The 26,847-nt window shown below is 59.6% G+C and carries 21 protein-coding genes; 13 read left to right on the forward strand and 8 right to left on the reverse strand.

The features are described 5' to 3' along the window. Positions 1–10: 10 nt before the first annotated feature. The 3 genes from hpaD to ACR0JN_RS12165 form a co-directional block, all read right to left on the reverse strand. Positions 11–994 carry a 3,4-dihydroxyphenylacetate 2,3-dioxygenase gene (gene hpaD, locus ACR0JN_RS12155; protein ID WP_480885894.1) on the reverse strand — a complete coding sequence of 328 codons (984 nt, stop codon included), beginning with the start codon at positions 992–994 and terminating at the stop codon, positions 11–13. A gap of 87 nt (positions 995–1,081) precedes the next feature. Then, positions 1,082–2,593, reverse strand: a complete 1,512-nt coding sequence (hpaE, locus tag ACR0JN_RS12160) for a 5-carboxymethyl-2-hydroxymuconate semialdehyde dehydrogenase (RefSeq protein WP_480885895.1) — start codon at positions 2,591–2,593, stop codon at positions 1,082–1,084. A gap of 4 nt (positions 2,594–2,597) precedes the next feature. Then, positions 2,598–2,993 (reverse strand): 5-carboxymethyl-2-hydroxymuconate Delta-isomerase, encoded by a 396-nt coding sequence (locus ACR0JN_RS12165; protein WP_480816197.1) that lies wholly within the window; start codon positions 2,991–2,993, stop codon positions 2,598–2,600. Between the two features lie 105 nt (positions 2,994–3,098). On the opposite strand from ACR0JN_RS12165, the gene hpaR reads away from it, so the two are divergent. Further along, on the forward strand, positions 3,099–3,539 hold the full coding sequence (gene hpaR / locus ACR0JN_RS12170; protein WP_480885896.1) for a homoprotocatechuate degradation operon regulator HpaR: 441 nt from the start codon (positions 3,099–3,101) through the stop codon (positions 3,537–3,539). A gap of 21 nt (positions 3,540–3,560) precedes the next feature. On the opposite strand, the gene ACR0JN_RS12175 is transcribed toward hpaR, so the two are convergent. Both ACR0JN_RS12175 and ACR0JN_RS12180 read right to left on the reverse strand, forming a co-directional pair. After that, positions 3,561–4,913 carry an aminotransferase class III-fold pyridoxal phosphate-dependent enzyme gene (locus ACR0JN_RS12175; protein ID WP_480885897.1) on the reverse strand — a complete coding sequence of 451 codons (1,353 nt, stop codon included), beginning with the start codon at positions 4,911–4,913 and terminating at the stop codon, positions 3,561–3,563. Between the two features lie 33 nt (positions 4,914–4,946). Beyond that, on the reverse strand, positions 4,947–5,726 hold the full coding sequence (locus ACR0JN_RS12180) for an IclR family transcriptional regulator (RefSeq protein ID WP_480885899.1): 780 nt from the start codon (positions 5,724–5,726) through the stop codon (positions 4,947–4,949). Positions 5,727–5,834: 108 nt separating this feature from the next. Between ACR0JN_RS12180 and ACR0JN_RS12185 the strand changes: the two genes are divergently transcribed. From ACR0JN_RS12185 to ACR0JN_RS12205, 5 genes are read left to right on the forward strand one after another with little or no spacing between them, the layout of a single operon-like run. Then, a complete protein-coding gene (locus tag ACR0JN_RS12185; protein ID WP_480885901.1) occupies positions 5,835–6,764 on the forward strand; it encodes a tripartite tricarboxylate transporter substrate binding protein in 930 nt (309 codons plus the stop codon). A gap of 60 nt (positions 6,765–6,824) precedes the next feature. Continuing rightward, positions 6,825–7,361: a tripartite tricarboxylate transporter TctB family protein gene (locus ACR0JN_RS12190; RefSeq protein ID WP_480885903.1), complete on the forward strand. Its 537-nt coding sequence runs from the start codon at positions 6,825–6,827 to the stop codon at positions 7,359–7,361. Positions 7,362–7,368: 7 nt separating this feature from the next. Further along, positions 7,369–8,889 carry a tripartite tricarboxylate transporter permease gene (locus tag ACR0JN_RS12195; RefSeq protein ID WP_480885905.1) on the forward strand — a complete coding sequence of 507 codons (1,521 nt, stop codon included), beginning with the start codon at positions 7,369–7,371 and terminating at the stop codon, positions 8,887–8,889. Between the two features lie 6 nt (positions 8,890–8,895). After that, complete coding sequence (locus ACR0JN_RS12200; RefSeq protein WP_480885907.1) at positions 8,896–10,380, forward strand: aldehyde dehydrogenase; 1,485 nt, start codon at positions 8,896–8,898, stop codon at positions 10,378–10,380. A 23-nt stretch (positions 10,381–10,403) separates the two neighbouring features. Beyond that, a complete protein-coding gene (locus tag ACR0JN_RS12205) occupies positions 10,404–11,663 on the forward strand; it encodes a Tm-1-like ATP-binding domain-containing protein (protein ID WP_480885908.1) in 1,260 nt (419 codons plus the stop codon). A 16-nt stretch (positions 11,664–11,679) separates the two neighbouring features. On the opposite strand, the gene ACR0JN_RS12210 is transcribed toward ACR0JN_RS12205, so the two are convergent. Further along, positions 11,680–12,213 carry an extensin-like domain-containing protein gene (locus tag ACR0JN_RS12210; RefSeq protein WP_480885910.1) on the reverse strand — a complete coding sequence of 178 codons (534 nt, stop codon included), beginning with the start codon at positions 12,211–12,213 and terminating at the stop codon, positions 11,680–11,682. A 262-nt stretch (positions 12,214–12,475) separates the two neighbouring features. Beyond that, entirely contained in the window at positions 12,476–12,772 is a 297-nt protein-coding gene (locus ACR0JN_RS12215) for a hypothetical protein (RefSeq protein ID WP_480885912.1), read from the reverse strand. A 300-nt stretch (positions 12,773–13,072) separates the two neighbouring features. Between ACR0JN_RS12215 and ACR0JN_RS12220 the strand changes: the two genes are divergently transcribed. Further along, the gene (locus ACR0JN_RS12220; RefSeq protein ID WP_480885914.1) at positions 13,073–14,509 is read left to right on the forward strand and encodes an aminotransferase class V-fold PLP-dependent enzyme; all 1,437 of its coding nucleotides are present in this window, start codon (positions 13,073–13,075) and stop codon (positions 14,507–14,509) included. Between the two features lie 95 nt (positions 14,510–14,604). Next, positions 14,605–15,057 carry an Lrp/AsnC family transcriptional regulator gene (locus ACR0JN_RS12225; RefSeq protein WP_480885916.1) on the forward strand — a complete coding sequence of 151 codons (453 nt, stop codon included), beginning with the start codon at positions 14,605–14,607 and terminating at the stop codon, positions 15,055–15,057. Between the two features lie 26 nt (positions 15,058–15,083). Here ACR0JN_RS12225 and ACR0JN_RS12230 read toward each other — a convergent pair whose 3' ends face one another. After that, positions 15,084–17,135, reverse strand: a complete 2,052-nt coding sequence (locus tag ACR0JN_RS12230; protein WP_480885918.1) for a M10 family metallopeptidase C-terminal domain-containing protein — start codon at positions 17,133–17,135, stop codon at positions 15,084–15,086. Positions 17,136–17,360: 225 nt separating this feature from the next. Here ACR0JN_RS12230 and ACR0JN_RS12235 point away from each other — a divergent pair, with 225 nt between their 5' ends. Genes ACR0JN_RS12235 through ACR0JN_RS12255 form a run of 5 tightly spaced genes read left to right on the forward strand, consistent with a single transcriptional unit; the run spans position 17,361 to position 26,826 of the window. Next, positions 17,361–21,176: a beta strand repeat-containing protein gene (locus ACR0JN_RS12235; protein WP_480885920.1), complete on the forward strand. Its 3,816-nt coding sequence runs from the start codon at positions 17,361–17,363 to the stop codon at positions 21,174–21,176. 45 nt (positions 21,177–21,221) lie between these two features. Then, positions 21,222–22,058, forward strand: a complete 837-nt coding sequence (locus ACR0JN_RS12240; protein WP_480885922.1) for a SapC family protein — start codon at positions 21,222–21,224, stop codon at positions 22,056–22,058. After that, positions 21,988–23,388 carry a TolC family protein gene (locus tag ACR0JN_RS12245; RefSeq protein ID WP_480885924.1) on the forward strand — a complete coding sequence of 467 codons (1,401 nt, stop codon included), beginning with the start codon at positions 21,988–21,990 and terminating at the stop codon, positions 23,386–23,388. The genes ACR0JN_RS12240 and ACR0JN_RS12245 overlap by 71 nt, the downstream gene beginning before the upstream one ends. Further along, positions 23,385–25,532: a type I secretion system permease/ATPase gene (locus ACR0JN_RS12250; RefSeq protein ID WP_480885926.1), complete on the forward strand. Its 2,148-nt coding sequence runs from the start codon at positions 23,385–23,387 to the stop codon at positions 25,530–25,532. The genes ACR0JN_RS12245 and ACR0JN_RS12250 overlap by 4 nt, the downstream gene beginning before the upstream one ends. Continuing rightward, a complete protein-coding gene (locus tag ACR0JN_RS12255; protein ID WP_480885928.1) occupies positions 25,516–26,826 on the forward strand; it encodes an HlyD family type I secretion periplasmic adaptor subunit in 1,311 nt (436 codons plus the stop codon). Before ACR0JN_RS12250 ends, ACR0JN_RS12255 begins: the two co-directional genes overlap by 17 nt. Positions 26,827–26,847 lie beyond the last annotated feature (21 nt).

Here is a 26,847-nt window from a genome sequence, read left to right on the forward strand (position 1 = left end):
CTCGGCATTCTCAAGGCGCAATTATGGGCGAGGCTGCCAGATCCGAGTCACTCTGCGCAACGCCTACAAACGGGGTTCCGTGTTCGAACCAGCTGCGCGGCGCGGGCGCACCCCACAGCGTCTGGCGCTGAGGGTCTTTTAGGTCCCATTTGATCGGCTCCAGATCGGGATCGACCGTCTGATAGTCCGAACAATAAATCTCGATCCGGTGACCGTCAGGGTCCAGCACATACAGGAAGAAGGCGTTGGAAATCCCATGCCGCCCCGGCCCGCGTTCGATACTGTCCACATAGCCGGTGGTCGCCATCAGATCGCACAGGTCGATGATGTTCAGCGGGTTTGGCACCCAGAAAGCCACGTGGTGCATGCGCGGACCGGTCCCGTTGGTGAAGGCCATGTCATGCACACCGCCCTTGCGGTGCATCCACGCCGCCCACAGGCGCTTGCTGTCTTCGTCTTCGGTGTATTCCGTCACGCGGAAACCGAAATCGCTGTAGAAGGCGACGCTGTCATCCACGTTTGTAGAGAAACAGTTGAAATGGTCGATCCGCAGCGGCTTCACTCCGCGATAGAGGGCGTATTTCTGGTGGATCGGCTCCAGCCTGTCCATCTTGTGATAAAACTCGAGTGGGATGCCCATGTTATCCGAGGTCAGCAGAGTGCGGCCCTGGTACGGGCGCTCGACCCATTTAGTCGGGCGGCCTTTGGATTGAAAATAGGCCTCGGCCCGGTCCAGATCCTGTTCGTCGAAGGTCTTGAACCCCATGACCTCAACAGTGCCGGGCTGATCGGATTTCTGCAGGATCACGCAGTGATGGCCCCGTTCCTCCATCGCGCGCAGATAGATGTGATCGTCGGTTTCGTCCGAAACCTGGAGCCCCAGAATTTCGGAGTAGAACCGTCGCGATGCGTCCAAGTCGCTGACGTTCAGACAGACATGGCTCAGGCGGATCGTGTTGAAATCGGGGTATAGATTGGGGGCTGGAACGGGCATCAGGACCTCCTGTTAAACGGGATTGCGGCGGCGCTAAAAACGGTGCCGAAACTGAGAGTTCAAATGATCATCTACTCACAGGCGCAGTTAGAGCTTGCCCAACTGCATGATCTTGTGCTGACCGGTGGCGAAGCCGATGTGTTTTTGCTCCATGTAGAACTCAAATGACCAGTCGCCGCCGTCCCGGCCGATGCCGGACGCCTTGACCCCGCCAAATGGCGTGGGCAGGTGTCGGACGTTTTCCGAGTTCACCCAGATCATCCCGGCCTCAAGCTTGTCCGTGAAGCGCAACGCACGGGTCAGATCGTTGGTCCAGACATAACCGGTGAGACCGTAGGGGGTGTCATTGGCGATTTGCAGCGCCTCTTCCTCGGTCGAGAACGGGATCGAGGTCAGGACCGGGCCAAAGATTTCCTCGCGCGCGATGCGCATCTGGTTGTTGGCATTGGTGAACAGGGTTGGGCGGATGAAATAGCCGTCATCGCCCAGTTTCTCGCCACCCGCCGCGATGGTCGCCCCGTCCTGTTTAGCGATATCGAAATAGCTGGTGACCTTGTTGTAATGCTCCTCGGTGACCAGCGGCCCGATCTCGGTCGCCGGGTCCAGCGGATGACCAACCTTGATGCTGTTCACGCGCTCGATAAGCCTGGCCTCGAATTCATCCTTGATGCTGTCCTGCACCAGCAGGCGCGAGGACGAGGTGCAGCGCTCGCCGTTGATCGAGTAGATCATGAAGATCACCGCATCCAGCGCCCGGTCCAGATCGGCGTCGTCGAACACGATGACCGGGTTCTTGCCGCCCAGTTCAAGATGCATCCGCTTGAGCGTATCGGCCCCCTGTTTGGTGATGATACTGCCGGTACGGCTTTCGCCGACAAAGGCTATGGCCTTGATCAGCGGATGCTCGGTCAGGGCCTTGCCCGCATCCGGGCCAAAGCCATTCACCGCGTTCAGCACCCCTTTGGGCAGACCGGCCTCTTCGGCGATTTCCACCAGCAGGCGAGCGGACAAGGGCGAATCTTCTGCTGGTTTGTGCACCACCGTGCAGCCCGCAGCCAGCGCCGGGGCGATCTTCCAGGTCGACAGCATGAAGGGGGTGTTCCACGGCGTGATCACACCCACCGGGCCGATTGGCACGCGGGTGGTGATATTCATCAGCGTCGGAGATTTCAGGTGCTGCCCATCCCGCGCCTGCACCACCTGATCGGCGAAGTAGCGAAAGTTCTCGGCCCCGCGCAGCGCCGCTCTGGACATGAAACGCAGGGTCTGTCCGGTGTCCCAACATTCGCACAGGGCGATTTCCTCCGCCCGTGCCTCGATGGCGTCGGCGACATTCAACAGGATGCGGCGGCGCTCGGTCGCGGGCAGGTCGCGCCAGTCCGCAAAGGCCGCATGTGCTGCGTTGGCCGCCACGTCGATGTCGTCTGCAGTACCGTGGGCAACGTCACAGATGACCGATTTGTCCACCGGTGACATAGATTGAAAAACGCCCGCAGACCCGTCCCGATCCTCGCCCGCGATGCGGTTCTTGATGCCCGCGTCCCGGAACCGCGCCAGAAAGCCCGTCAACTTTTCGATATTTGTGTCCAGTGCGCTCACTGCGTCAGGTCTCCTGCGTTGTCGCCAAGTGATCCCGGATCGTGCCGGTCTTGGGCGAAAGCCTGGGGTCGATATCGCGCATCTCAAGCGACAGCGCGACAGAATGCTGCGCGAAGGCCGGAGCCAGATAGGCCCTGACCGCCTCAAAAATGCGCTGCGTGGCGTCTTGTTTGACTTCGTCACTCCGACCCGCGCGCAGCCGGATCGAGATATCGACAAAGCCATGCGCAGGGTTGCCGTCCGCAATGGCATAGTGGTCTACCCGCGTGGCGCGGACGCGGATGCCCGGCATTGGAAAGGTCTCGATTTCCGCTGCTGTCGCACGGATGCGTTCGCACAGGCCATCCATGTCGATATGGTCCTCTAGATTCCCAGAGTATTCGACGTGGAAATGCGGCATGAGTCTCTCCCTATTGATTAACATGTTTAGTAACTGAGTAGGCGCCTGTCAAGAACTTGCCTTGTTAATCTTTGCAATTTACAGAACGGCATTCTAGAAGGCCGCATGACCAGCCAAAGCCACACCAAAAGCACCTCCCGCTCGCTGCCGATTGCGCTGTTACGCGCCCGTGAAACCGTCATGGCTCCGATCCGGGACATGCTGCAGGGCATCCAGCTGACCGAGCAGAAATGGCGCATCCTGCGCGTTCTGGACGAGTTGGGCGAAGTCGAACAAAGCGCCATCGCGCACGAGGCCTGCCTGCTGCTGCCCAGCCTGACCCGCATTCTGCGCACGATGGAGGCAGACGGCCAGATCAGCCGGCGTCAGGACAGCGACGACAAGCGCCGCACCATGGTCACGATCACCGATGCCGGGCGACTTATTCTGGCAGACAATCTGACGACCTCGCTGGCAATCTCCAACAATATCGAGGCGCAGATGGGCCGCGAGAAACTGGACCAACTGCTTGACCTGCTGGAAGAATTGCAGGCCGTCAAGGTCTGACCCCTCGTGCACCCGATGGGGTCACAGCGTTCCAAGACCCGTATCCAGCGCCGACAGAATCTTCGCCACATCCTCTGACGTTACGATCAGAGGCGGCGACAGGATGATGTTGTTGCCCGACACGCGGATCATCACCCCGTCTTCATAGGCTGCCTTCTGAACCTGCAGCGGCAGGTGTTTCGCAATTGGTGATTTGGTTGTGCGGTCCGATACGAGTTCCAACGCGCACATCAGACCCTCTCCCCCGCGCACATCCCCTATGACTTCGTGTTTTTCCGCCAGTTTCTGCAGCCCGGCAAACAGCTCGTCCCCGCGCACGGCTGCGTTTTCCCAAATCCGCAGGCGGTTGGTTTCCGACAGCGCCGCCAAAGCCGCCGCCGCCCCGACCGGATGGCCGGAATAGGTGTATCCCTGATCGACCGACCCTTTGCCGGTTGTGTCCTTTTCAAACACCTCGGCCACCGCGCCCGAGATCATCGCGGCCCCGAACGGGAAATACCCGTTTGTAATCGCCTTGGCCGTGGCCATGATGTCCGGCTGCACGCCCCAATGCCGCGAACCGCTTTCGCTGCCTGTCCGACCGAATGCGGTGATGATTTCATCCGCAATCAGCAACACGCCGTGCTTGGAACAGACCTCGCTAACCATGGGCATGAAGCTCTTGTGCGGCGGGATCACGCCCCCTGCCCCCAGAACCGGCTCCATGATGAAAGCCGCCACCGTGTTGGCGCCCTGAAATGCAATCTCGGCCTCAAGCGCTTTGACGCACAGTTGCGCCAGACGCTCGGGGTCGGTCTCGTCAAACGGGTTGCGGTATGTCCATGGGGCGGGGATGTGGAAACAGCCCGGCATCATCGGCTCATACACCGCGCGAAACTTCTGGTTTCCATTGACCGAAGCGGCGGCGAAGTGGGTCCCGTGATAACCCTGTTTCAGACTGATGAACTTGGTGCGCCCGGCCTCACCGCGTATCTTGTGGTACTGGCGCGCCAGTTTCAGCGCGATCTCAACCGAATCCGACCCGCCCGAGGTGAAGAACGCGCGGGTCAGCCCGTCCGGTTCTAAGAACTGCGCCAGTTCATAGGACAGTTCAATCACCTTGTCGTTGCTGGTTCCGCGGAACGTCGAGTAGTAGGGCAACGCGTTCAACTGTTCCGCTATGGCTTGCTTCACCGGTTCGCAGGAATAGCCCAGATTGACGTTCCACAGGCCCCCCACCGCGTCTATCGCCGTGTGACCATCCACATCGGTGATGCTGACCCCTTCCGCACCGTTCAGGATGGTTGGCGGATTCTTCTGGCTGTCCGCCGGGTGCGCCATGGGATGCCAGAAATGACGGGCGTTGTTTTCCTTCAGAAAGTTCGAATCTTTCATGTCGCGTATCTCCGGGAATGCGTCCACCGTTGGTTACGGGTGGAATTCGGTTGGAAATCTGTCGGGCAACTGACCGCCGAAATTCGCCGTCAGGTCCATCGACAGGCTGTGCAGAGCGGTCAGAATGTCCGGCAGCCGATCATCATTGGCGCGGCTCTCTGGGACAGCGATAGCAATGGTGCCCAACGCCACCTGATCGATGCCGAAGATCGGCGCGGCATAGCCAAAGACACCGTCTTCGTAGCTGCCGTTGCTGTTGGCCCAGCCTGCCTTACAGACCCGCGCGACCTTGTCCCTGATCTGGTCCGGGTCGGTCAGCGTGGTTTCCGTGAACCGCGCCTGCTGTTCCTGATCCAGACGTTCCAACAAGGTTTTGGGCCCGAAGCTCAGCATACACAGGCCCGAGGCGGTTGCGTTGATGGGAAGGACCTCGCTTGGGTCGAGGCTGACACGCACGCTGTGCCGCGTGGTTTCCACTACCAGCGCGGTTTGCAAGCCGGTCTTTTCCAGCAGCGATAGATGCAGGCTTTCGCCAACTTGGTGCATCGCCAGTTGCATCTTCTGACGTGCGCTTTCGATGCCTGGTCTGGCAACCTCGCGTAGCGCGGCAAGACGCAGCGCGGCCGGTCCGATTGCGTAGGATTTGGTCATCGGATTCTGTTCGATCAGCCCATATTCCTCGAGCGCGCGCAGATGGCGCAGCGCGGTCGCCTTGTTCAAACCGGACAGCCGCGCGAGGTGACTCAGCCCGATCTCGGGTTGAGCGTTCGAAAAATAGTCCAGCATTTTAAGGGCGTTGAGGGCCGTACCCATATGTTTCACATCCTCCGCTTCAGGTAATACTTGACAGAATAAGGTTAACAACGCAACATTATATTTGTTAACGTGGTTCAAATAATGAACCCATAACGGGAGGTGTCAATGAAGAAATTTCTAACAGCCGCCGCTTTTGCAGCGACCGCAACCGCCGCCTTGGCGGAATACCCCGAGAAGCCGGTGACTTTTGTCGTACCGTGGCCTCCGGGTGATCTGGAAGACGTGCTGACCCGCATGATCGCCGACGAATTTCAGGCGATGTATGGCGTACCGGCGGCAGTTGTGAACAAGCCCGGCGGTGGCGGCGGCCCCTTCCCCGGCGCGGTCGAGGTGGCAAACGCCCCGGCGGACGGCTACACGATCGGCTCCTTCGTGATAGGTGTGCCGGTGGTTGGCCCCGAAATCGGCATCCCTGAACTGAACCCGAACCCGTTTGATCCGATTGGCATTTTCCTGACCTACCCCTTCGTGATCGCGGCCAGCAAGGATGCTCCGTTCTCGACCTGGGACGAGCTGGCGGCCCACGGCAAGGACAATGATGTAGCGCTTGGCCATTTCGGATCGGTCCTGCCGCCCACGCAGGTCACCTTTGCCGCAGCGGTCAGCAGCGGGTTCGACTTTGCCAGCGAGGCCGCCTTTGACGCGCTGGATTGCAACACGCTGGCCTCGGGCGATGTGGACGTGATCAACACCACGCTGCAACTGGTGCTGCCCTGCCTCGATCAGGTGAACGTTCTGGCTAGCATCGGGGGCGAGCGGATTTCGCTGATCCCGGACACCCCGACAATCGTCGAGATGCAACCGGACCTTCCGCTGGCGCTGTGGAACGGGCTGTTTGTGCACAAGGACACCCCCGCCGACGCTCGCGAGAAGATCACTGCAGCGGCGCAAAAAGCGCTGGCATCTGACAAGGCCAAGGACCTGGCCAAGGAAACCGGCGCGCTGGTCTACTGGCAGGACCCAGACGCGTCCAACGCGCAGATTGAGCAGGACAAAGCCTCATTCGCCAAGATCGAAGAGATTCTGGGCGAATAAACCGAATCTGGCCCGGCGGAGCGTTCCGCCGGGCCTTTTTCATTTCGGCAGGAGGTCGCGATGATCGCAAAGACGCTGCAAGACATGTTCCGCCGCTACCGGCGGCCGGGCGACATCATCTTTGCCACGATGTTCTTCGTATTTGCGCTGTTCCTGCTCAGCCAGCTTGGCGCCGAGACCAAAGTGGTCAAACGCACAAAATGGTTCGCCCAACCATCGCTTTGGCCCACGATTGCCATCTGGGGCATGGTGGTTTTCAGCGCTCTGCATCTGCTGGGCTCGGCCCTGTCGCCGCGCATCCCCGGTCGCTGGCGCGAGATTGCCTTTTGGCTGATGTCGCTGGAATACGTCCTCTATTTCCTGATCTATGTGGTGGCGGTGCCGTGGCTTGGATACCTGCCATCCACAATGCTGTTTGCGGCCTTTCTGGCCCTGCGCACCGGGTTCCGCTCAACCGGAGCCGTCAGCATCGCGCTTGTCTTCGGGGCGGTTGTTGCCGTCGTTTTCCGGGCCTTGTTGCAGGTGAATATCCCGGCGGGCCGCGTTTATGAATACCTGCCGGACTCAGTGCGTATCTTCGCGCTGACCTACCTGTGAGGGCGTCATGGACACTCTGATCTCAGGTTTCGCGATTCTGGCGCAATGGCAGGTGGTTGTTGCACTTGTCATTGGCTCGGTCGGCGGCGTCATCATCGGAGCCCTGCCCGGCGTCGGGGCCGCAGTGGCCATCGCCATCCTGCTGCCTGCAACCTTTGCGTTCCAACCCATCGTCGGCCTGACCCTGCTGCTGGGGATTTATGGCTCGTCCATGTATGGCGGCGCAATCCCGGCCATTCTGATCAACACGCCCGGCACAGCGGTCAACGCGCTGACCACATATGACGGCTATCCCATGACCAAACGGGGCGAGGGTCATCGGGCGCTGTCACTAGCCTATTCAGCGTCGTTTTTCGGCGGTATTTTCTCGATCCTCTGCCTGATCATCCTGTCACCGGTTCTGGCCTGGGTCGCACCGCATTTCGGCAGCCGAGAGATTTTCTTAGCCGCCTTCATGGGCATCCTGCTGGTGATCCTCGCCCATCGCGGCCAGACATTCTCTGCCGCGATGCTGGCATTTTTCGGCATATTCCTCAACACCGTCGGGCTGGAGCCAGTGAAATACACCAAACGCTTCACCTTTGACCAAAGCTGGCTGTCTTCGGGTGTCGACCTGATCGTGGTCGTGCTGGGCCTGTTTGCGATCAGTCAGGCGCTGTTGCTGCTGGTCGACAAGGAACATGCGCCGGGCGAGGCCCATGTCCGGGGCAACATATTCGCGGGCCTCAAAGAGCTGCTGGGCCTGAAACGTATCGCCACCGTATCCTCATCGCTGGGTGTGCTGATGGGCATGGTGCCCGGCACAGGAGAGTTCACCTCGCAGTTCCTGTCCTACACTTATGCGCAGAAAACCTCAGAAAACCCCGACAAATTCGGCGATGGCTCGCCCGAGGGGCTGGTGGCCTCCGAGGCCGCAAACAATGCTGTCCCCGGTGCCGCCATGATCCCCCTGCTGGCGCTGGGTATACCGGGTGAGGCGCTTACGGCGATGATGCTGTCGGTGTTTTACGTCCACAACGTGATCCCCGGCCCGCAACTGTTTGCCGATCAGCTGGATTTCGTCATGGCGCTGTATATGTCGCTGATCCTGCTGAACGTGATCGTGCTGGTCTTTCTGCTGTTCTCGACCAACCTGCTGCTGAAGATCATCCAGATCCCCACGCGGTTTCTGGGCGTCATGATCCTGATCCTGTCTTTTGTGGGTGTGTTCAGTCTACGCAACTCGGTCACGGATTGCGCCATTGCAGCAGGGTTCGGCGTGTTCGGCCTGATCCTGAAACGCCTGAACCTGCCGATTGTGCCGATCATTTTGGGCATGGTTCTGGGCGGCATCATGGAGGTGAAACTGCGCAGCGCCATGGCGCGGGTGAAGACGCCGCTCGATTTCATCGACCGCCCGGTTGCCGCGATCCTGTTCGTAATGATCCTCGGGATCATACTGCTGCACATTCGGACGCTGGTGCAGGAACACCGCGAGCGTATCAAACCGCAACCGGTTCTCGACGAAGATTCAACCCAGCAAGGATAACTGCCCATGGATCAGTCCGCGATTGACAGGCTGCGCACGCAGGAAGTTTCCCCGCGCGGCCACTTCATCAACGGCGCGTTTCAGGCCGCCGAGACCGGCGCGCAGCATCAGGTGCTCTCGCCGATCGACGGTCAGCCGCTGGCCCGTATCGCCGAGGGCAGCACGGCGGATGTCGATAACGCCGTCCGCGCGGCTCGGGTGGCCTTCGAGGATGGCCGTTGGTCTCGCATGGCCCCCGCCGCGCGCAAGAAGGTGTTGCTGAAACTGGCCGATCTGATCGAAGCCCGCGCGCTGGAGATCACCGTTCTGGGCGTGCGCGATAACGGGACCGAGATCAACATGGCCTATAAGGCCGAAGCCCTCTCGGCTGCCGCGACCTTTCGCTACTACGCCGAGGCCATTGATAAAGTCTACGGACAGGTTGCCCCGACCGCCCCGGATGTTCTGGGCCTGATCCACCACGCGCCTGTGGGCGTTGCGGGCGCGATTGTGCCGTGGAACTTCCCGCTGATGATTGGCAGTTGGAAAATCGCACCGGCGCTGGCGGCAGGTAATTCTGTGGTTTTGAAACCAGCAGAAAGCGCCTCGCTCAGCCTGTTGAAGATCGCCGAACTGGCTGCCGAGGCCGGGGTGCCGGACGGCGTATTCAATGTCGTCACCGGGCGCGGCTCGGTCGTCGGTGAGGCGCTGGCGCTGTCGATGGACGTGGATATCTTGGTCTTCACGGGCTCGGGTGCGACGGGGCGGCGGTTGCTGGAATACTCCGCGCGGTCGAATCTGAAACGCTGCTATCTGGAACTGGGTGGCAAATCCGCCAATATCGTCTTCAACGACACCCCCGATCTGGCCGAAGCCGCCAAGGTCTCGGCAGCGGGTATCTTTCGCAATTCAGGTCAGGTTTGCGTCGCCGGGTCTCGCCTACTGGTACAGGCTGATATCTATGAGGATTTCGTCGCCGAGATCACGCGCCACGCCGAAGCCTTCCGCGTTGGCGACCCGCTGGACCTGAACAGCCAGATCGGCGCGGTTCACAGCCTGCCCGAGTTGGAGGCCAATCTGGATTTCGTCACCAAAGCCGAGGCCCAAGGTTCCGAGCGCCGTACAGGCGGCAACCGCATCTTAGCTGAGACCGGCGGGTATTACATGGCCCCAACCGTCATGGCAGGCGTGAAAGAAACCGACAACCTGTTCCAGAACGAGGTGTTCGGTCCGGTTCTGGCCGTCACGCCCTTTAAAGACGAAGACGAAGCGATCCGGCTGGCCAACGCCACGGTCTACGGTCTGGCGGGCGGTGTCTGGACCTCGAACCTCAGCCGGGCGCATCGCATGGTGGCAGGCGTGCGCGCCGGTGTGGTGCATGTGAACACCTATGGCGGGTCCGACCTGACGGTGCCGCTGGGGGGCGTGGGCCAATCGGGCAACGGGCATGACAAGTCCTTGCACGCGCTTGAGAAATATTTCGATCTGAAAACGGCGTGGATCAAGCTGTGACCGCGGGCATCAGGGAGGACCCAATGACAAAGAAAACCATCCTGCTGATCGGCACCTATGACACAAAAGAACCCGAAATGCGGTTCATCCAAGATGCGGTGGTGGCGCAGGGGGCGGAGGTTTTGACCATGGATGTCTCGGTTCTGGGCGACCCGAAGATGCCCACCGATGTATCGAAGCACGATGTCGCCGCAGCCGCGGGCATGACAATTGATGAGGTCATCGCTCAAGGCGACGAGAACAGGGCTTTCCGCGTAATGTCGGCAGGGGCCGCGAGTGTGGTCGCGCAGGCCTATGCGCAGGGACGATTTGACGGGATGCTGGCCACGGGCGGGACTATGGGCACCGATCTGGCACTGGATTGCGCGCAGGCGCTGCCGATGGGTGTGCCGAAATACATCGTTTCGACCGTCAGCTTCTCACCGCTGATCCCGCCACACCGTCTTGCCCCGGATATCCAGATGATCCTCTGGGCCGGGGGGCTTTATGGTATGAACTCCATTTGCCAATCCTCGCTCAGCCAGGCCGCCGGGGCGGTTGTCGGCGCGGCAAAGGCCGCCATCGCGCCGGATCGCAGCAAGCCGCTGATTGGGATGACCAGTCTGGGCTCGTCCTGCCTGCGCTATATGAAAACCCTGAAACCGGCGCTGGAAGAGCGTGGGTTTGAAGTGGCCGTGTTCCACTCAACCGGTATGGGCGGGATGGCTTATGAGAAACTGGCCAGCGAAGGCGCTTTTGTCTGTGTCATGGATTTCTGCATGCAGGAGTTCAGCAATCTCATGGCCGGTTCTGTGGCCTCGAGCGGTGAGGATCGCGTCACCAATGCGGGGCGTGCGGGCATTCCCCAAATGGTTGCCCCCGGCGCGCTGGACCTGCTGGATTTTGCGGGCTGGCAAGACATACCCGAGCAGTATGCCGACCGTCCGTTTCACGAACATAACCGGCTGATCAAAAGCTCGGTCTTCACTGGCGACGAGCGACGCGTCTGGATACGCGAACTGGCCAACAGGCTTGAGGCCGCGACGGGCCCCGTTCATTTCTTCCTGCCTGTTCAGGGTGTCGAGGCATGGGATAAGGAGGGCGAAGAGGCTCACGATCCGCAGGCGCTGGCCGATATGGTGGACGAGGCACGCAAAGTGATGTCAGGTCGGGTCCCGATGACCGAGCTGGACGCCCATATCAACGATGCCGGTTTTTGCGATGCCGTGTTGTCCTTGTTCGACGACTGGGTGGAAAGCGGAGTAGTAAAATCGCGGGCCGACCTCAACCAGAACTCAGCTTAGGCCGGAGACCGCACGGTCAGCGACAGACAGATCCGCTGCTGCGGCGCGCTGTGTCGAAGTGGAAATGCCCTTTGTGGTACTGATCCGCCTCGGGCCCCAACACGGTTCCAAAAAGACCGCAGGCCCCGCTGTGAAGATCGCGCAGAACATTGGCGGTGCCCTCGGCCTCCCACCCGTCGCGGACAGTAATCAGAGTGCCGTCCTGCAGAACAAAGGCGGATATATCAATTGCCCGCCCCCGAGCATGCTCCGACAGGCGCGCCCGGGGCTGATTGTTCTGGGTCTTGCACGAATAGTGACCGGCAAGGCGCATCCCCTTCAATCCGCCCCCTTGCCCTGCAAAAGCCGGTTTAGCAGTATTCTCGATCCACGTCTTGTACGTCACCGCCGTCTCGCAATCCATCAGCGCAAGCTGGCTGAGATAGATGTCGGAAATCACGCGCACTTGAACCGGGTCGGCAATCCCGCAGCCCCGGTATTTTCCGGAAATCGGTTTGCGCGTCTCACCCAGAATGGTCCAATCCCCGCACACAGCCCCGCGATCCCGCATTCTTTCACGCCCAAGCTCGAATTTGCGAAACTTGCAGGGCCGTATCTTCGGCCTTGGCGAGGTCAAAACCTCTGGCCCGCGCGTAACTGCTGTTTTGGTGATGACCTTTACGGGGTCCGTGTCCGCATCAAATGCGGGTTCATATGCGACCAAAGATGCAGGCGCGTCAGCGCAATCCGGTGCGGCAACAACCGGCGGCGCGCATAACAAAAACACTGCAAACAGCATCCGCATTAGATCACCGTGTTTTGGACCGATGACCTCACGGGCGGCAAAACGGCACGTTGCAGGTCAGATCACGCGCAAAGCGCACAGATTTGCCGTTGATTTCGATGATAAATGCCGAGGCGGCGAACCACCATCTGCCTTCCCCAACGCCTGGCTGCGACGCGTCACAACTATTCCCCAGGTAATAGGTCGCGCCGCTGGCCGTTCTTACAACCGCGCCGTGTTGATTGCAGGAAATCGCGATGTCGGGCGAACTGTTGTGCTCGGTCGCGGTGGCGGACACTGCAAACATCGAAAATGTGCATGCTACCGCAAGGTGTTTTCTGATCATCAAATCATGCTCCTTTTTACCATAACCCTTGAAAATGCAACAAACGGACCGGGAACAGATCGTTTGGAATGATGGAAGCACTCTCGGATCGACCTTTCAACTGTTTATCGTCTTTGCGACTATGACGGAGAGCTGGTCATCTTCGGAGCATAAGAAGCAGATGCGTTGATCGTTGGATACTTTCAACCAAAAAGCCAGAGTTTCTTCGTTCAATTCACTCAACATTTATGGAAACTACGCAAAGATTGGGTCACTTTTCTACCGCTCGGCACTTAAATTCTCTTTCAAAGGAGAAACCCGATGTCCCTGTCTGAATTCCGCCAATCACTGCAATCCCAAGACCTCGTACGCGATCTGCGCGAAGGTGTGATCGGCGACGGGATTTCCATTCCGGGTCTGTTTGGGGACGTGTCGCTTATCTATGCCGACTACGTGGCTTCGGGCCGCGCCTTAGCTCAGGTCGAAGATTACATCCGGGACGCGGTGCTGCCGTTCTATGCAAACAGCCACACCGAGGCGTCTTATTGCGGGGCCTATATGACCCGGCTGCGCGCCGAGGCCCGCGCGGAAATCTCGCGCCTGACCAATGCCGAAGGCTGCAGCGTGATCTTCGCAGGCTCGGGCGCGACCGCTGGCCTGAACCGTTTGGTTCCCCTGTTTGGCGTCAATGAAGCCCGGAAAGCAGTGGTTTTTGTCGGCCCCTATGAGCATCACTCAAACCTGCTGCCATGGCGCGAATCCAACGCCGAGGTGGTCGAAATTCCCGAGGCCGCGACCGGCGGGCCGGATCTGGAAGCGCTGGAAGCCGCTTTGAAAGAGCACGCGGATGCGGATGTGAAGATCGGCAGCTTTTCCGCCGCCTCCAACGTGACCGGCATTGTCACGCAACCCGATGAGGTGACCCGGTTGCTCAAGTCGCACGGCGCGCTGGTGGTCTGGGACTATGCCGGGGGCGGGCCCTACCTGCCCATCGACATGAACCCGGCCCCCGACGCGCAGAAGGATGCAGTTGTCGTCTCTCCGCACAAGTTTCCCGGTGGTCCGGGCGGCAGTGGCGTGCTGATTGTGCGCGACGCGGCGGTTAGCCGGGAAACCCCATCGTGGCCTGGCGGCGGCACCGTGACTTTCGTCTCGCCCTGGAACCATTGCTACACCTCGAACATCGCCGCCCGGGAAGAGGCAGGCACGCCCAATGTCGTCGGCGATATCCGCGCCGCGCTGGCCTTTATCGTCAAGGATGCGATAGGGCAGGCTTTCATTTCGGCGCGGGAGGCTGAGATGAACAAGATGGCCATACAGGCTTGGTCGCAGAACCCGCAGCTGACGCTGCTGGGAACGGAGCATCCGCACCGGCTTCCCATCTTCTCGTTCCGGGTCACCCGCGCCGACGGGTCACCGTTCCATCACCAGTTGTTCACCCGGATGCTCAGCGATGTGTACGGCATCCAGACCCGGGGCGGCTGCGCCTGCGCCGGTCCCTATGCGCACCGGTTGCTGGGCATCGACAGGGCCCATTCGGATGCTCTGTTCAATGACCTGAATGCGGGCAAGGAGTTGCTGAAACCCGGCTGGGTCCGCCTGAACTTCAGCTATCTGATGGATGACAGCAAAGCGCGCTACATCATCGACAGCGTGAATGAGCTGACAAAGCGTCTGGAAGAACTGGAACCGCACTATACGGCCGACCCGGCCACCGCGCGATTCGCCATCGCCTCGGACGCGTTGGAAGTGGCCTGAACGCGCAAAACCGACCGTGCCCGTCCTTCCCTTACATGCAGAAACCTTCTAAGTTTTTCGCGTTTATGGGTCAAATGAACGGGCAATCCGAAAAAATGGACAGGAAAGACTTACGGATCATTGAGGAACTGCAAAAAGACAGTTCCTTGTCACAGCGTGAGCTTGCGGAACGGGTCAACCTGTCACAGAACGCGTGCTGGCGGCGTTTGCAGAAGCTGAATGAGAACGGCATCATCGTCGGCTCTACCGTGGTTCTGGATCGCCAGAAGCTGGGATTGGGACTGGTCGTTTTCATGATGGTCAAAACCCGGCATCACTCCGCCGACTGGCTGGATGAATTCCGCCGCGCCGTTTTACTCATCCCCGACGTCGTTGATTTTTTTCGGATCGGAGGGGACTACGATTACATGATCAAGGTCATCACCGAGGATATGAACTCGTATGATCAGGTCTATCAACGCCTGATTTCGACAGTCGAACTGGATGCGGTGACCTCCTATTTCTCGATGGAAGCGATTGCCGAGCAGAGGCCTTTAAAAATCTCGTAACCGTAGGGCCAGTTTTTTTGCACGGCTCAGACGGCTTCGAGATTGCCCAAAAGGATCGAGGTCATATCCGCTGAAATCGCACCATCCATTGCGACGACATCCATACCCGTCTCGTAGACGACGTTGTTCCTTGTGATCCCGGACAGATCAGCGTTGGCGTCCAGAAACACCCATTCCGCGTCGTTCGACGTGGACTGACCAACCGCCACCTGCAAAATCGCCAGAGCGTCCAGCGCATTGATCGTCCCGTCCCGGGTGATGTCCGCTGCAATCAGATTTTCGGCCTCAGCTGTGCCCCAGGTTGGATCAAGCCCAACCGCAAGCCGCAGAACCTGCAGAGCATCAAGGGCGGTGATTTCGCCGCTGGCGGTCGAGTAGGTTTTGACGATCTCCAACTCTCCGGGGAAGGTGCCGTCCGGCAGGTCCAGATCGAACTGGCCGGTACTGTCCGCCGTGGCCACGACCGTTCCCCCGCCATCGGGGGTAAAGCGGATTTCGGCATCCGTGAGCCCCGGATTGGCGGTTTCCGAATTGATGCTGACATCCCCTTGAATGCCTCCGGAGCTGTCCGGGTCCAACCCGCCGAAATCTCCGAAATCCACTGGAACGTGATCGGGGCCGCCAAAGCCGGGCCCGAATATGTCGGCGCTGGTCAGCCCGCCTCCGGTCGCGGAGTGAACATGCACGGTCTGTCCGCGATATTCGATGTCGGCCCCCTGCGCGGTTTTCGTGAAACTCAGTTGGGACGGCGACCGCAACAGAATGAAGTCGAACAAGTCCAGCCGGTCGATGCCGGCCTCGAAATCGGTGATCGTTGTGGAGTCGCTGCCCCATTGCATGACAAAGATATCGGCCCCCGCCCCGCCGGTCATGGTTGTCGCCCCGGTGCCTGCGATCAGAATATCGTCACCGGCCCCGCCCAACAGAGTGGAACTCAGGACACCGCCTGTCAGCATGTCATCAAGGCCCGTGCCGGTGACGGTGCCAAACCCCTCGCGTACCATGCCCAGATCCGCGACCGAGGTGGTGAGCTGTGTCAGCCCGGCCTCCGTTTGCGAGGCCGCAAAGATCTGTAACTCATCGCCGATATGGGCGACGCTCAGGGACTGGATGTTTTGCAGACCGGTCGCCAGCGTATCCTCAAAACTGTCCAGATGGATCAACTGACCATCGGGTGTGAGGGTGAACAGGGTTACGCCCCCGTCCGATCCACCGGCGACAACAAAGGCGCGTCCGTCCACTTCGATAACCGACATGTCCTGCACCGATTCGAACCGGGTATAGCGGGAGTCCAGAACGTGATCCGTGGGGCTGAGGCTGCCATTGCTGCCCAGCTTCATGACGCTGATCGAATGAGTATCCGACCCTGCCACGATCACCCAGGACTGACCGAACACTTCGACCACCTCCAACGCGGTGGGCGTGGCAATTCCCAAAGTGGACGTGGCCGCGCTGTTGTCGATTGCGCTCAGCGTGCCTGTCCCCTGATCCAAATGATAGGTCGCGATCGTGTTGCTGTCGGCATCAGACGCAATCACAAAATGCCCTGACTCGGCCTGCACCGTCTGGATGGAATCAACCTGCCCCGCCACCAAACCAGCCAGGCTGAGCGTCCCGTCACCGTTAACAAAATAGGTCCCGATCTGGCCCGTATCCTCATGCGCCACCACCAGAATATCCGTGGCACCCAGTGAAATCTGCACAAGGGCCGGGATATCCCCGCCGCCCGTCAGGGTGCCGGTTTCCTGCAGACTGCCGACGGAGCCGTCAGCGTTTAGCTCATAGCTGACCAGCCCTGTCGCCGTGTCTACATCCAATACAAGATGATCGGTTCCCGCCAGCGTGACCGGCGTTGCGCTGCAACCCACCTGAAAGGTGATCGTTCCGCCGTAATACTCGGTATCCACCAGTTGCGGCAGGTTCCCCTCGACCAGTCGCCAGGCGGCAACGCCACCCAGCGGGCCCGAGACGGAATAGAGATACGTGTCCCCGTTAAGCGTTTTTAAAGCCGTATCGCCGATACCTGAATCGAACGCCGCGCTAGCCGTTGCAATCACAGTTTCGAACCGAAGCATCATAACCGTCACCCCCTACGCCACCCCTGGCACTGAAAACAGGATGATCCGATGCCCCGGCCAAAACCAAAACGGAAATGTGGTGAAAACAAGGAGTTCGGTTTCGGTTTAACTCAATTTTTTCTGGTCCGATCGCAGCAATCGCCAGACGGCAAGACAGATGAACAGAACCTTGACCGGGCAGCCTGTCCCCATCGGCAGTTTGCAACAACCAAATGTGAGGGAAAGATGACTAAAGCACCCGATTCGAACACCCGTCCGGCCGCAGATCAACCGTATGCCGAACACAAGCACGATATCCGCAAGTGGATTGACGGCAAACTTCGCCGCTGGGCCGGAGGTGGGGTTTTGGGTGGGCTTGGAACCATGCTGACCGCATTGCCTGCGCTGTCTCAGGCCGCGATTGAGGATCTCTATGCCTTTCAGTTCGCCGAAGCCATTCCTGGGGTGCGGACTGCAAAACTGCTCAAGAACGGCGATGTGCTTCTGAAAATGGCGGACGGCCGTACTTTGATCGTGGCGGCAGAAAATGTGCAGGTCCTCGAAGGCGGCGCAATCATGATCGCGGAAGAGGTGGTCGGTGAAATTGCTCAACTCAGCGTCGCCGAAGCAGGAGGCGCGGCTGCGACGAGCGGCATCAGCGGCGTTGGCGCAGCATTGGGCGGCGTTGGGCTGGCCGGGGCCGCAGTCGCTGGCGCAGGTGGTGGCGGAGGTGGGTCTGACGACCCTGAGCCCGCGCCCAGCTACCCCAGCCTGAACCTTGCGCAAGTGCAATCTGCGGCGTTGAACAGCGGCAGCACAAACGCGATTGCGCCCGAAGGCACATCAACCGTCGAGGTGACTATAGGATCGCTGGTCAAAACAGTGACACCCAATGCCGACGGGAGCTGGAGCCTGTCTTTGACGGCAGCCGAAGCCGGAAACTTGCCGCAGGGCGTATCCACGGTGACGATCCGCAACCTGGACGATGCAGGTCAGGAAATCTCGGTTCAGACTGTCGGGTTCGACATAGACACGTTGCCTCCGACCCTGTCGATCACCGGCTTTTCGGATGGTGCAGTTCTGAACTCTGCCGAGCAAAGCACCGATCTGACCGTCACCGGCACCACAGATGCCGAATCCGGGCAAACCGTAACGGTAACCGTTAATGGTCAAACCTATACCGGCACCGTCGCGGGTGGGCAGTGGAGCGTGACCGTCCCTGCCGCAGACCTGACCTCGCTGCCAGATGGCACCACAATCTCCGTTACCGCAGATGTGTCTGACAGCGCGGGCAATCCCGCGACGCAAGCCAATGGCAGCTTCGACACCGATTTCACCGCACCCACCGTGACGCTCGACCCGGTCGCGGGTGGCTCGATTGATCTTATTGATCTGAGCAGCGATCTGACCCTGTCCGGGACCACAACAGCCGGGGACGGCCAGACCGTGACCGTCGTTTTCAACGGCCAGACCTATACCGGCGCGGCCAGTGGCGGCAGTTGGAGCGTCACCATCCCAAGCGCCGATCTGGCGGGCCTGTCCACAGGTGTGCCCGCTGCGATCGGGGTGAGCGTCAACGACCCGGCGGGCAACCCGGCGGTTCCTGTGTCAGTCTCAGTACCCGTTGACCTGACCGGCCCTTCAATCGCAATCGCGCCTATTTCCGTCGGGGCGGCGATCAACGCAGCCGAGGTCGGGTCAGACCTGACAATCTCCGGGTCAACAGCCAATGTCGGTGATGGCCAGCAAGTCACCGTCACGTTGGATGGGCAGACCTACACCGGCACCGTCTCCGGCGGCAGTTGGAGCGTTACTGTCCCCGCACTGGACCTCGGCGCGCTCGCGGACGGCGGCAGTTTCACCATCACCGCCGATGTGACGGACAGCGACGGACTTGTCGCTCCCCAGGCCAGTGTGCCGGTGGCAAAAGACGTCAGCGCGCCGACATTGAGCATCGACGGCTTCTCGGACGGTCCCATCCTAAATGCCGCTGAACAAGCAACCGATCTGGTCATTTCCGGCTCAACTACGGCGGAAGACGGACAGATCGTGACTGTCTCCGCGATCGGTCAAACATTCACAGGCACGGCTACGGGCGGCACCTGGACCGTCACCATACCAGCGGCGGACCTCGCGACCTTGTCGGACGGGGCGACCGTTGCGGTCACGGCGGATGTCGCTGACGCGGCCGGGAACGCGGCGCCGCAGGCCAGCAACAGTTTTGACACCGACTTCACGCCGCCGACCATCGCAATCACCAACCTTTCGGACGGGGCGGTCATGAATACAGCCGAGAAAGGCACGGACCTGACCATCTCCGGAACATCCGACGCGCCGGACGGCACCGTAGTCGCGGTTCAAATCGTGCGGTCGGACGGAACCGTCGACCTCAGCGGCACCGCCATTGTGTCCGGCGGGGTCTGGGCCTTCACCGCAACCGCCTCGGATCTGAGCGGGCTGATTGATTCGGAAACCTACAGCGTGGCCGCGTCGGTCACGGATGCCGCTGGTAACGACAATCAGGATACCGCCGCCTTCGCAACCGATTTCACCGCGCCAAGTATCTCGGTGAACCCGCTGTCCGTAGGAGCTGTGCTGGATGTAGCCGAAAAAGACGTCGACCTCGGCATTTCAGGAACCACCACTGCGGAAGACGGACAAACCGTTTCAGTCACGCTCGGCAGCCAGACCTACACTGCTGTCGTCTCCGGCGGGGCTTGGACGACGACGGTGCCAGCGGCAGATTTGGGCGCGCTGGCAGATGCAACGACCTTTACCCTTACGGCCACGGTTGACGATGCTGCGGGGAATACGGTGGTTTCATCTACGACATCCCTTACCACCGATTTCCGCCCTGTTCTCAGTCTAGACTCAATCGGCTCAAACGGTGCGGTCCCGTTAGCGGATGCGCAAAGCGCTGGGGTTGTGGTCAGCGGGTCCTCAGCCGGGTTGACTGCGGGACAATCTGTCGACGTAGTGTTCAACGGTTCTCCTGCAGGCACCGCGACGGTGGCAGCCGACGGCTCGTGGACAGCGACGGTACCTGCGTCGGCGTTTTCCGGGACACAGGCAGGTGACGACCTGAACTTCACCGCCCAGGCGACGGTATCCGGCGGACCCGATCCCGCGCCTGTCTCCAGTGATGCAACGGCGCACATCCCGGCGGCCTATGTGCTGACGGAAGTCGGACGTAGCGGATCGACCGTCACATTCGCCATTCACGCGGACGAAGATCGCGACATCTCAAACGGTCTGGCCATGACGGCAGAATTCCAATTTGACTCGGCTGTCGCCACTTTCGACATCGGATCGGATACGGAAAACAGCGAGTTTGACTTGTTCCTGGCCAACCCGGGTGCCGGAGACACCATCAACTTCGCCGGGGCCGCGACCACGTTCGCCGATCTGTCTCAACCCCTGGTCACGTTCACCATGACGGTTCAAGACCCCAACCAGCCGATCGAGTTGACACTCACCACGCCCGACGGCGGCCCAACTGTGTTTTTTCTTGGAACAGACCGCGATGACACGTTGATCGCAGCAGATACAGACACATTTATCCGCGGTGGCGATGGCGACGATGCCATTGATGTCTCCGACGCCGGTCGAGACGTCGTCGTGTTTGAGGCCAGCCCCGCGAATAACGGCGTCGATTTCATCACCGGGTTCACCCTTGGCACTGCAGCAGAGGTCTCAGACGCGCTGATGTTCAGGGGGCTGGACGTCGCAACTCTGCGCGGGACCGGTACGGATGTGGAGATCATGACGGTCGGCGGCGCGCTTGGAACGGATACCGGATTTGTCGGCTTGACCACAGTTCTTTCCGACCTCACCCAGGGCACAATTGAAACCGCAGTCGAGAGTTTCGCCGGAGTCCAGTCGGGCGACGAACTCTATGTCCTTGCAACCGACGGAACGGATAGCGTGCTGGTCAAGGTCGACTACGCGGCCTCGGATACGGCTTCGGTTGAAACCGTGGCTGTGTTTGATGGCCTGGCCGATCTCGGTGGACTGACCGCGGACAACATCCTTCACACTGATCCAACTGGCGCGTCAGCCTGAGCTGACAAAGCCGCTGAGGTTGAAATCAGGTTTCGCGAGGCGATAATGACCCAGAGCAGTTTACACCCGGTCAGCTTTTCCCGGCATAGGCACAGGTCGTGGCGGCGATTCACGTCATATGCGTTCGCCCGACACCGCACCGACTGTCCCATTGTGGAAACCGAGATATTTCAAGCGGCCGCAACTTTTCCGATCGCGTTCAGGGATTCGAGAACGGGTCCTGAGCCTGTGGCTTTGCTGTCCATGATGCCCGGAGTGGAGTCGCCGTTTGTCTCTGACGCCGGTATGTGGTTGACCACATATGTCCCATCTGCCTTGCGATGCCCCCCGTTTCAAGTGGAGCTTCCAGTAGCAGATAAATCTGCCGGGCCAGAACGGCTTCAACTGATGGTCGACGAAACATCGAGTCTCGTCTCGGACGACCAAGACGGAGAGGCATTTTTTGACAAATCGGGCCAATTGGCTCCGGAACTGCAAAAGGTACGAGCCTTTCTTCAGGCCCGGACATATGCGGCCAAAAAAACGCGACAACTTTGTCTTCTCTATAAGAAGTTGGGTCTTTTCTCGGAACTGACGTCAGTTCAAGGGGTTCAGTTTCCAATCGGGCTGCTGGCCATCGACGCGGGCGCACTGGAGCAACTGTCGCAGTCCCAGATGGCAGTTTTGACGCAAAAAGATGCATGGCGTTTGATACACGCCCACCAACTCTCTTTGCTGCACGGGGCGTGGGTGCTGCGTGCGCAACAACGGTTGAGCCAGCAATCATTAGCTTCGGAACAGAACAGGATTTCTGATGTCGCCGGATTTCTGGATGCAATGGCTGACGCAAATCGAAGGGATGCCAATTGCCTCAGCTTGGAGGAACTTGATGCAGTTGATTAATCAACCCCTCCGCCTGATTATTGCACTTATCCTTACCGGCCAAATCTTTGCCTGCACTCAAGTACCGGATCTTGGGCCTATAAAAGCGTCTTTTTCCGGCGACCATCCGGGGTCCGGGGTCACGAGGCCTTCAGCCGAATTGACGAAAAGCGATTTTGGCGCACGAATCCGGGCCGCCGTGGAAACCAGCCCGGTTTTGGCCCAAAGTGAGTCCAGCATCGCGGTTGCCACAGCAAACCAATTCGCCGCAGAGGGCGCATTTCTTCCGCAAGTCTCACTGGGAATAAACGCCCGGTCGGAGCGTATTAAGTCTGACATTGCCGATGTCTCACCCTACTTGCGCGTGTCTCAACTGGTCTACGACGGCGGTGCGGCCCGCGGTGATCTGACCGCCGCGCGGGCTAGGGTTCTGGAAAGTCGTGGCAATCAGTTGCAAACAGCGGCGGCAACCGCACTCGCGGCCGTTGAAACTTACGTACTTGTGCAGGACAGTCGAAGAATCCTTAAGATAACCGCCCAGAATGTGGCTGCGCATGAGGATTTGGTTCATCAGATTTCAAGCCGCACGGCGAGTGGAGCGGGATCGAACGCCGATGTCTTGACCGCCCGCTCTCGCATGGCCAATTCCCGCACCCGGCTCGCCGACGCAAAAACGCGGGTTGATCGGGCCGAAGCACGGTTCCGCGAGGTGTTTGGCACCCCTGCAGGTGTTCTTTCCGATCCTGTACCAGCCCCAAAGCTTGAACGCAGTGACTCCCAGATCGTGCTTGAAAGCCCACAGGTTCGTCGAGCCGATGCTGGGTTAGTCGCCGCCAAGGCCGAATGGGCGGCAGCACAGGCCCGCCGTCAACCGGATATCCGCGTGGCAGCCTTTGCCAATCAGGACGACCGACACGATGCCAATTTCGGTGTGGATCTAGCCTTTAACTACGAAATCGACAGCACCGGACAACGTCGCGCTGCCGTTGCCGCTGCCGAAGCCCGGGTTAATGAGGCCGCATTCGCCCGCGAAACGCTTGTCCGCGAAATAGGTCGCGAACTTGCTTTCATCCGATCGGACCAGAAAGCCGGGGCCGAACGATTGCGCGCCGCGCGCTCTGCGGCCCGCGCCAATTCTGAAAGCCTTGAAGCCACACGCGCACAATTCACAATCGGACGCCGCAGCCTGATCGAAATTCTGGATGCGCAGCTAGATTACGTCGACGCACAAGAACGCCTGATCCTGTCCGAACAGAACTTTTTCCTGACCAACTATGCCGCGCTGAGCCTGACAGGCGACATTCTGGGCCTGCTTGGAATTTCACTGACCAAATGGGAAGAGGCTCAATGATCGAACGTTGCGAGGCATCTGACCCCTCTGTACCAACCACCTACGAGGCCTGCCTTTTGAATGTGGCCGCAACTCTGGACAGGCCATTGACTCTGGCGGCGTTGCACGCGGTTCAATCGGGGCCCAAAAGCGACCTAGAAATACGCGACATTATTGCGCTGGCCCATCGTTCAGGGCTGCAGGCGGCATATGGCGCGCGGAAACTGGCCAAATTCGACGACGTTCTGGTGCCGGCGATCCTGTTTCTGCAAGACGACAGGGCCGTCGTCTATCATGGGCGTACGACGACCGGTGCGCTGCTTGTTTTCGACCCGGAACTCGGGGACGGTATAGGCGAGATTTCCGAGCAGAGCCTGAGCGATACCTATACCGGCTACGCCATCCTGTTTCGGCGCGACAATCGCGATGGAGCGGTCGTGGAACCAAGCGTAGGCCCAGGGCATTGGTTTTGGTCCGCGCTTGCAGCCAATCGATGGTCATACATTCAGGTGGCGTTGGCCGCTGCGCTGGCAAATCTGTTGAGCCTGTCGACCTCAGTCTTCATTATGGTGGTTTACGATCGGGTTTTGCCAAATGAGGCAACGGAATCCCTGATCGCGCTGACGACCGGGGTGTGTCTGGCACTTGTGTTCGACTTTATCCTAAAACTGCTACGGGCTGGGTTCATTGACCGGGCCGGGCAAAGAGCTGACATGCTCATGGGTCAGCGCGTTTTTGACAAGCTGCTGAACATCCAGATGAAGTCACGCACGGAATCGACCGGAGCGATCACCAGCACCATTCGCGAGTTCGAAACACTACGAGAGTTCTTTACCTCGGCTACTCTGGTCGCGGTGGTTGATCTGCCCTTCATAGGACTTTTCATCTTTGTCATCTATCTGGTCGGCGGGCCGCTTGCCCTGATACCGGCGCTGGCGGTTCCGTTTGTTTTGCTAAGCGGCCTCGCCGTCCAGCCGGTTTTATCGCGCATGGCGGAAAAGAGCCTTGCGGATGGTCAATCCAAACAATCGGTCCTTGTTGAAGCGGTTTCGGGCCTTGAAACCATCAAGACCACGGCCGCCGGGCGGCAAATGCGATCCAGGTGGAAAACCGCGATTGAACGGCAATCCGCGCATGGCGCGCGCAGTCGGGCGGTCACTCAGTTTGCGTTGAATCTAACGGGTTTCACTCAGCAGGCCGCGCAGGTCCTGATTGTTTTTTGCGGCGTGTTTCTGATCACGGAAGGTCAGGCCAGCATGGGTGCGCTTGTTGCCTCGGTCATGCTGACCGGTCGCGCTCTGGCACCATTGGGGCAACTCGCCCAAACGCTGACCCGCGCCAATCAGGCGCGAAGCGCCTACCGTAACCTTGACACGTTGATGCGGGCTGAAAGCGAAAGACCGGATGGGCGCAGCTGGATAAGCCGGTCCAATATCCAGGGCGGTATTTCGTTCAGCAATGTTCATTTCGCATATCCGGATCAGTCCGAGGACACGTTGAATGGGGTCTCCTTTACCATTAACCCCGGTGAGAAAGTTGCAATTCTCGGGCAGATCGGGTCTGGGAAAAGCACGATAACGCGACTGCTTTTGGGGCTTTACGCCCCGCGGGTCGGATCGGTGATGCTTGATGGCGTGGATATCCGCCAGATCGACCCGGGCGACCTGCGCCGCAACATCGGATCAGTGTTGCAGGAAATCTGGCTGTTTTCGGGGTCGATAAGGGACAATATCAATAGCGGCACAATCCGCCCTCGGGATGAAGACCTGATCGAGGCCGGTCGCATTGCAGGCGTGGAAGATTTTGTCGCCCGGCACCCCGGCGGCTATGACCTTAGTATTGCCGAGCGTGGCGAAGGGCTTTCTGGTGGTCAGAAACAGGCTATCGCCCTGGCCCGCGCGCTGGTCGGAAGGCCTCCGGTTCTTTTGTTCGACGAACCGACCAGCGCCATGGACGTCAAGACCGAGGCAGAGGTCGTTCAACGCCTGAAGCAAGCCACCAAAGACAGCACAATGGTTATTGTCACCCATCGCACCAGCTTGCTGGACCTCGTCGACAGGGTCATCGTGATTGAGGGCGGAAAAATTTGCGCCGATGGACCCAAAAGCCTGCTGTCGCAACGCCCACGCAGGGCAGGGAGTCATCTGAATGTCGCAGCATCCTGATCTGGCAGCGCTTGCGCGGGAAATGCGTGGCCGCTCGCCCTTGCGGGGTTCGATCCTATTGCTGGCGATCTTGTCCTGCCTGATATGTGCGGGGGTTTGGGCGCACCTGACGGAGTTGGACGACGTCACGCGCGTGGATGGCCGGATCGTCCCCTCGGGAGACATACAGGTGATCGAGGCCACGGAACCCGGGGTCTTGCAATCCGTATATGTGCGCGAAGGTCAAGTTGTGGACAAAGGTGCGTTGTTGATGGAACTGGATGCCACCCAGATCGACAGCCAGTTGAATCAAGAACAGCAAAAGGCGTATGGCTTGATGGCGCGTGTGCAGCGGCTGCAGGCTGAAATTGACGACGCTGAGTTGCATTTCGAGGCACGGCTGATCGAAGGCGCGCCGACGGTTGTGCGCTCGGAAACCGCTTTGTTTCAGGGGCGCATGGCCGAGCTGCAGGCGGAAATCGCGATCCTGGAACGTCAGCGGCAACAGCGGCACCGGGAATTCGAGGAAGGTTTGGTGGATCAGGTCACAGCCGAGGAGACGCTCAAGGTTCTGGCCGAGGAACGCGCAATGATGGCTCCGCTTGTGGAAAGCCGAATGGAGCCTGCAACGACGCTTCTGGCCCTGCGCCGCAGTGAGGCTGAGTGGAAGGGTCGCAAAGTCAGGGCCGAAGCCGTAACCAGTCGGCTAAAAACCGGTCTGGCCGAGATTGACGATCGCATTCGGGCCACCCGCAGCCGGTTCCGCAGCGCCGCGTTGACGGATCTGGCCTTGGCAACAGCAGAATTGGCAGCGCTGCAACCCACCCTGCCCGCCTTGCGCGACCGGGCTTTGCGCGCGCAGGTGCGGTCCCCGGTGCGCGGCATCGTCAATCGCATTCACCGCACCACAATCGGAGGATTGGCCCGAAGCGGCGAGGAACTTATTGAAATTGTCCCACTGGACGATTCACTGCTGGTCGAAGCCTATGTGCGGCCCGAAGACATCGCATTCTTGTTTGCTGGCCAGCAGGTCAAAGTGAAGATAACCGCATATGATTTCGCCCGCTACGGCGGCCTGAAGGGAGAGATCATTCGTATCGGTGCCGACACCATTACCCGATCAGAACGCAATGATGAGGAAGTCTTTGTCGTGGAAATCCGAACCAGCAACACGATGTTGGACGGCAACGGCATCGCGGTCGAAATAATTCCAGGCATGATTGCCGAGGTCGATATGCTGTCTGGGCGGAAATCGGTTTTGGATTACATCATACAGCCGGTTGTAAAGATAAAAGATCAGGCCTTGCGGGAATGATCCCCTGACCGAGCGGCATTC

Source organism: Ruegeria sp. G12 (assembly GCF_056533565.1).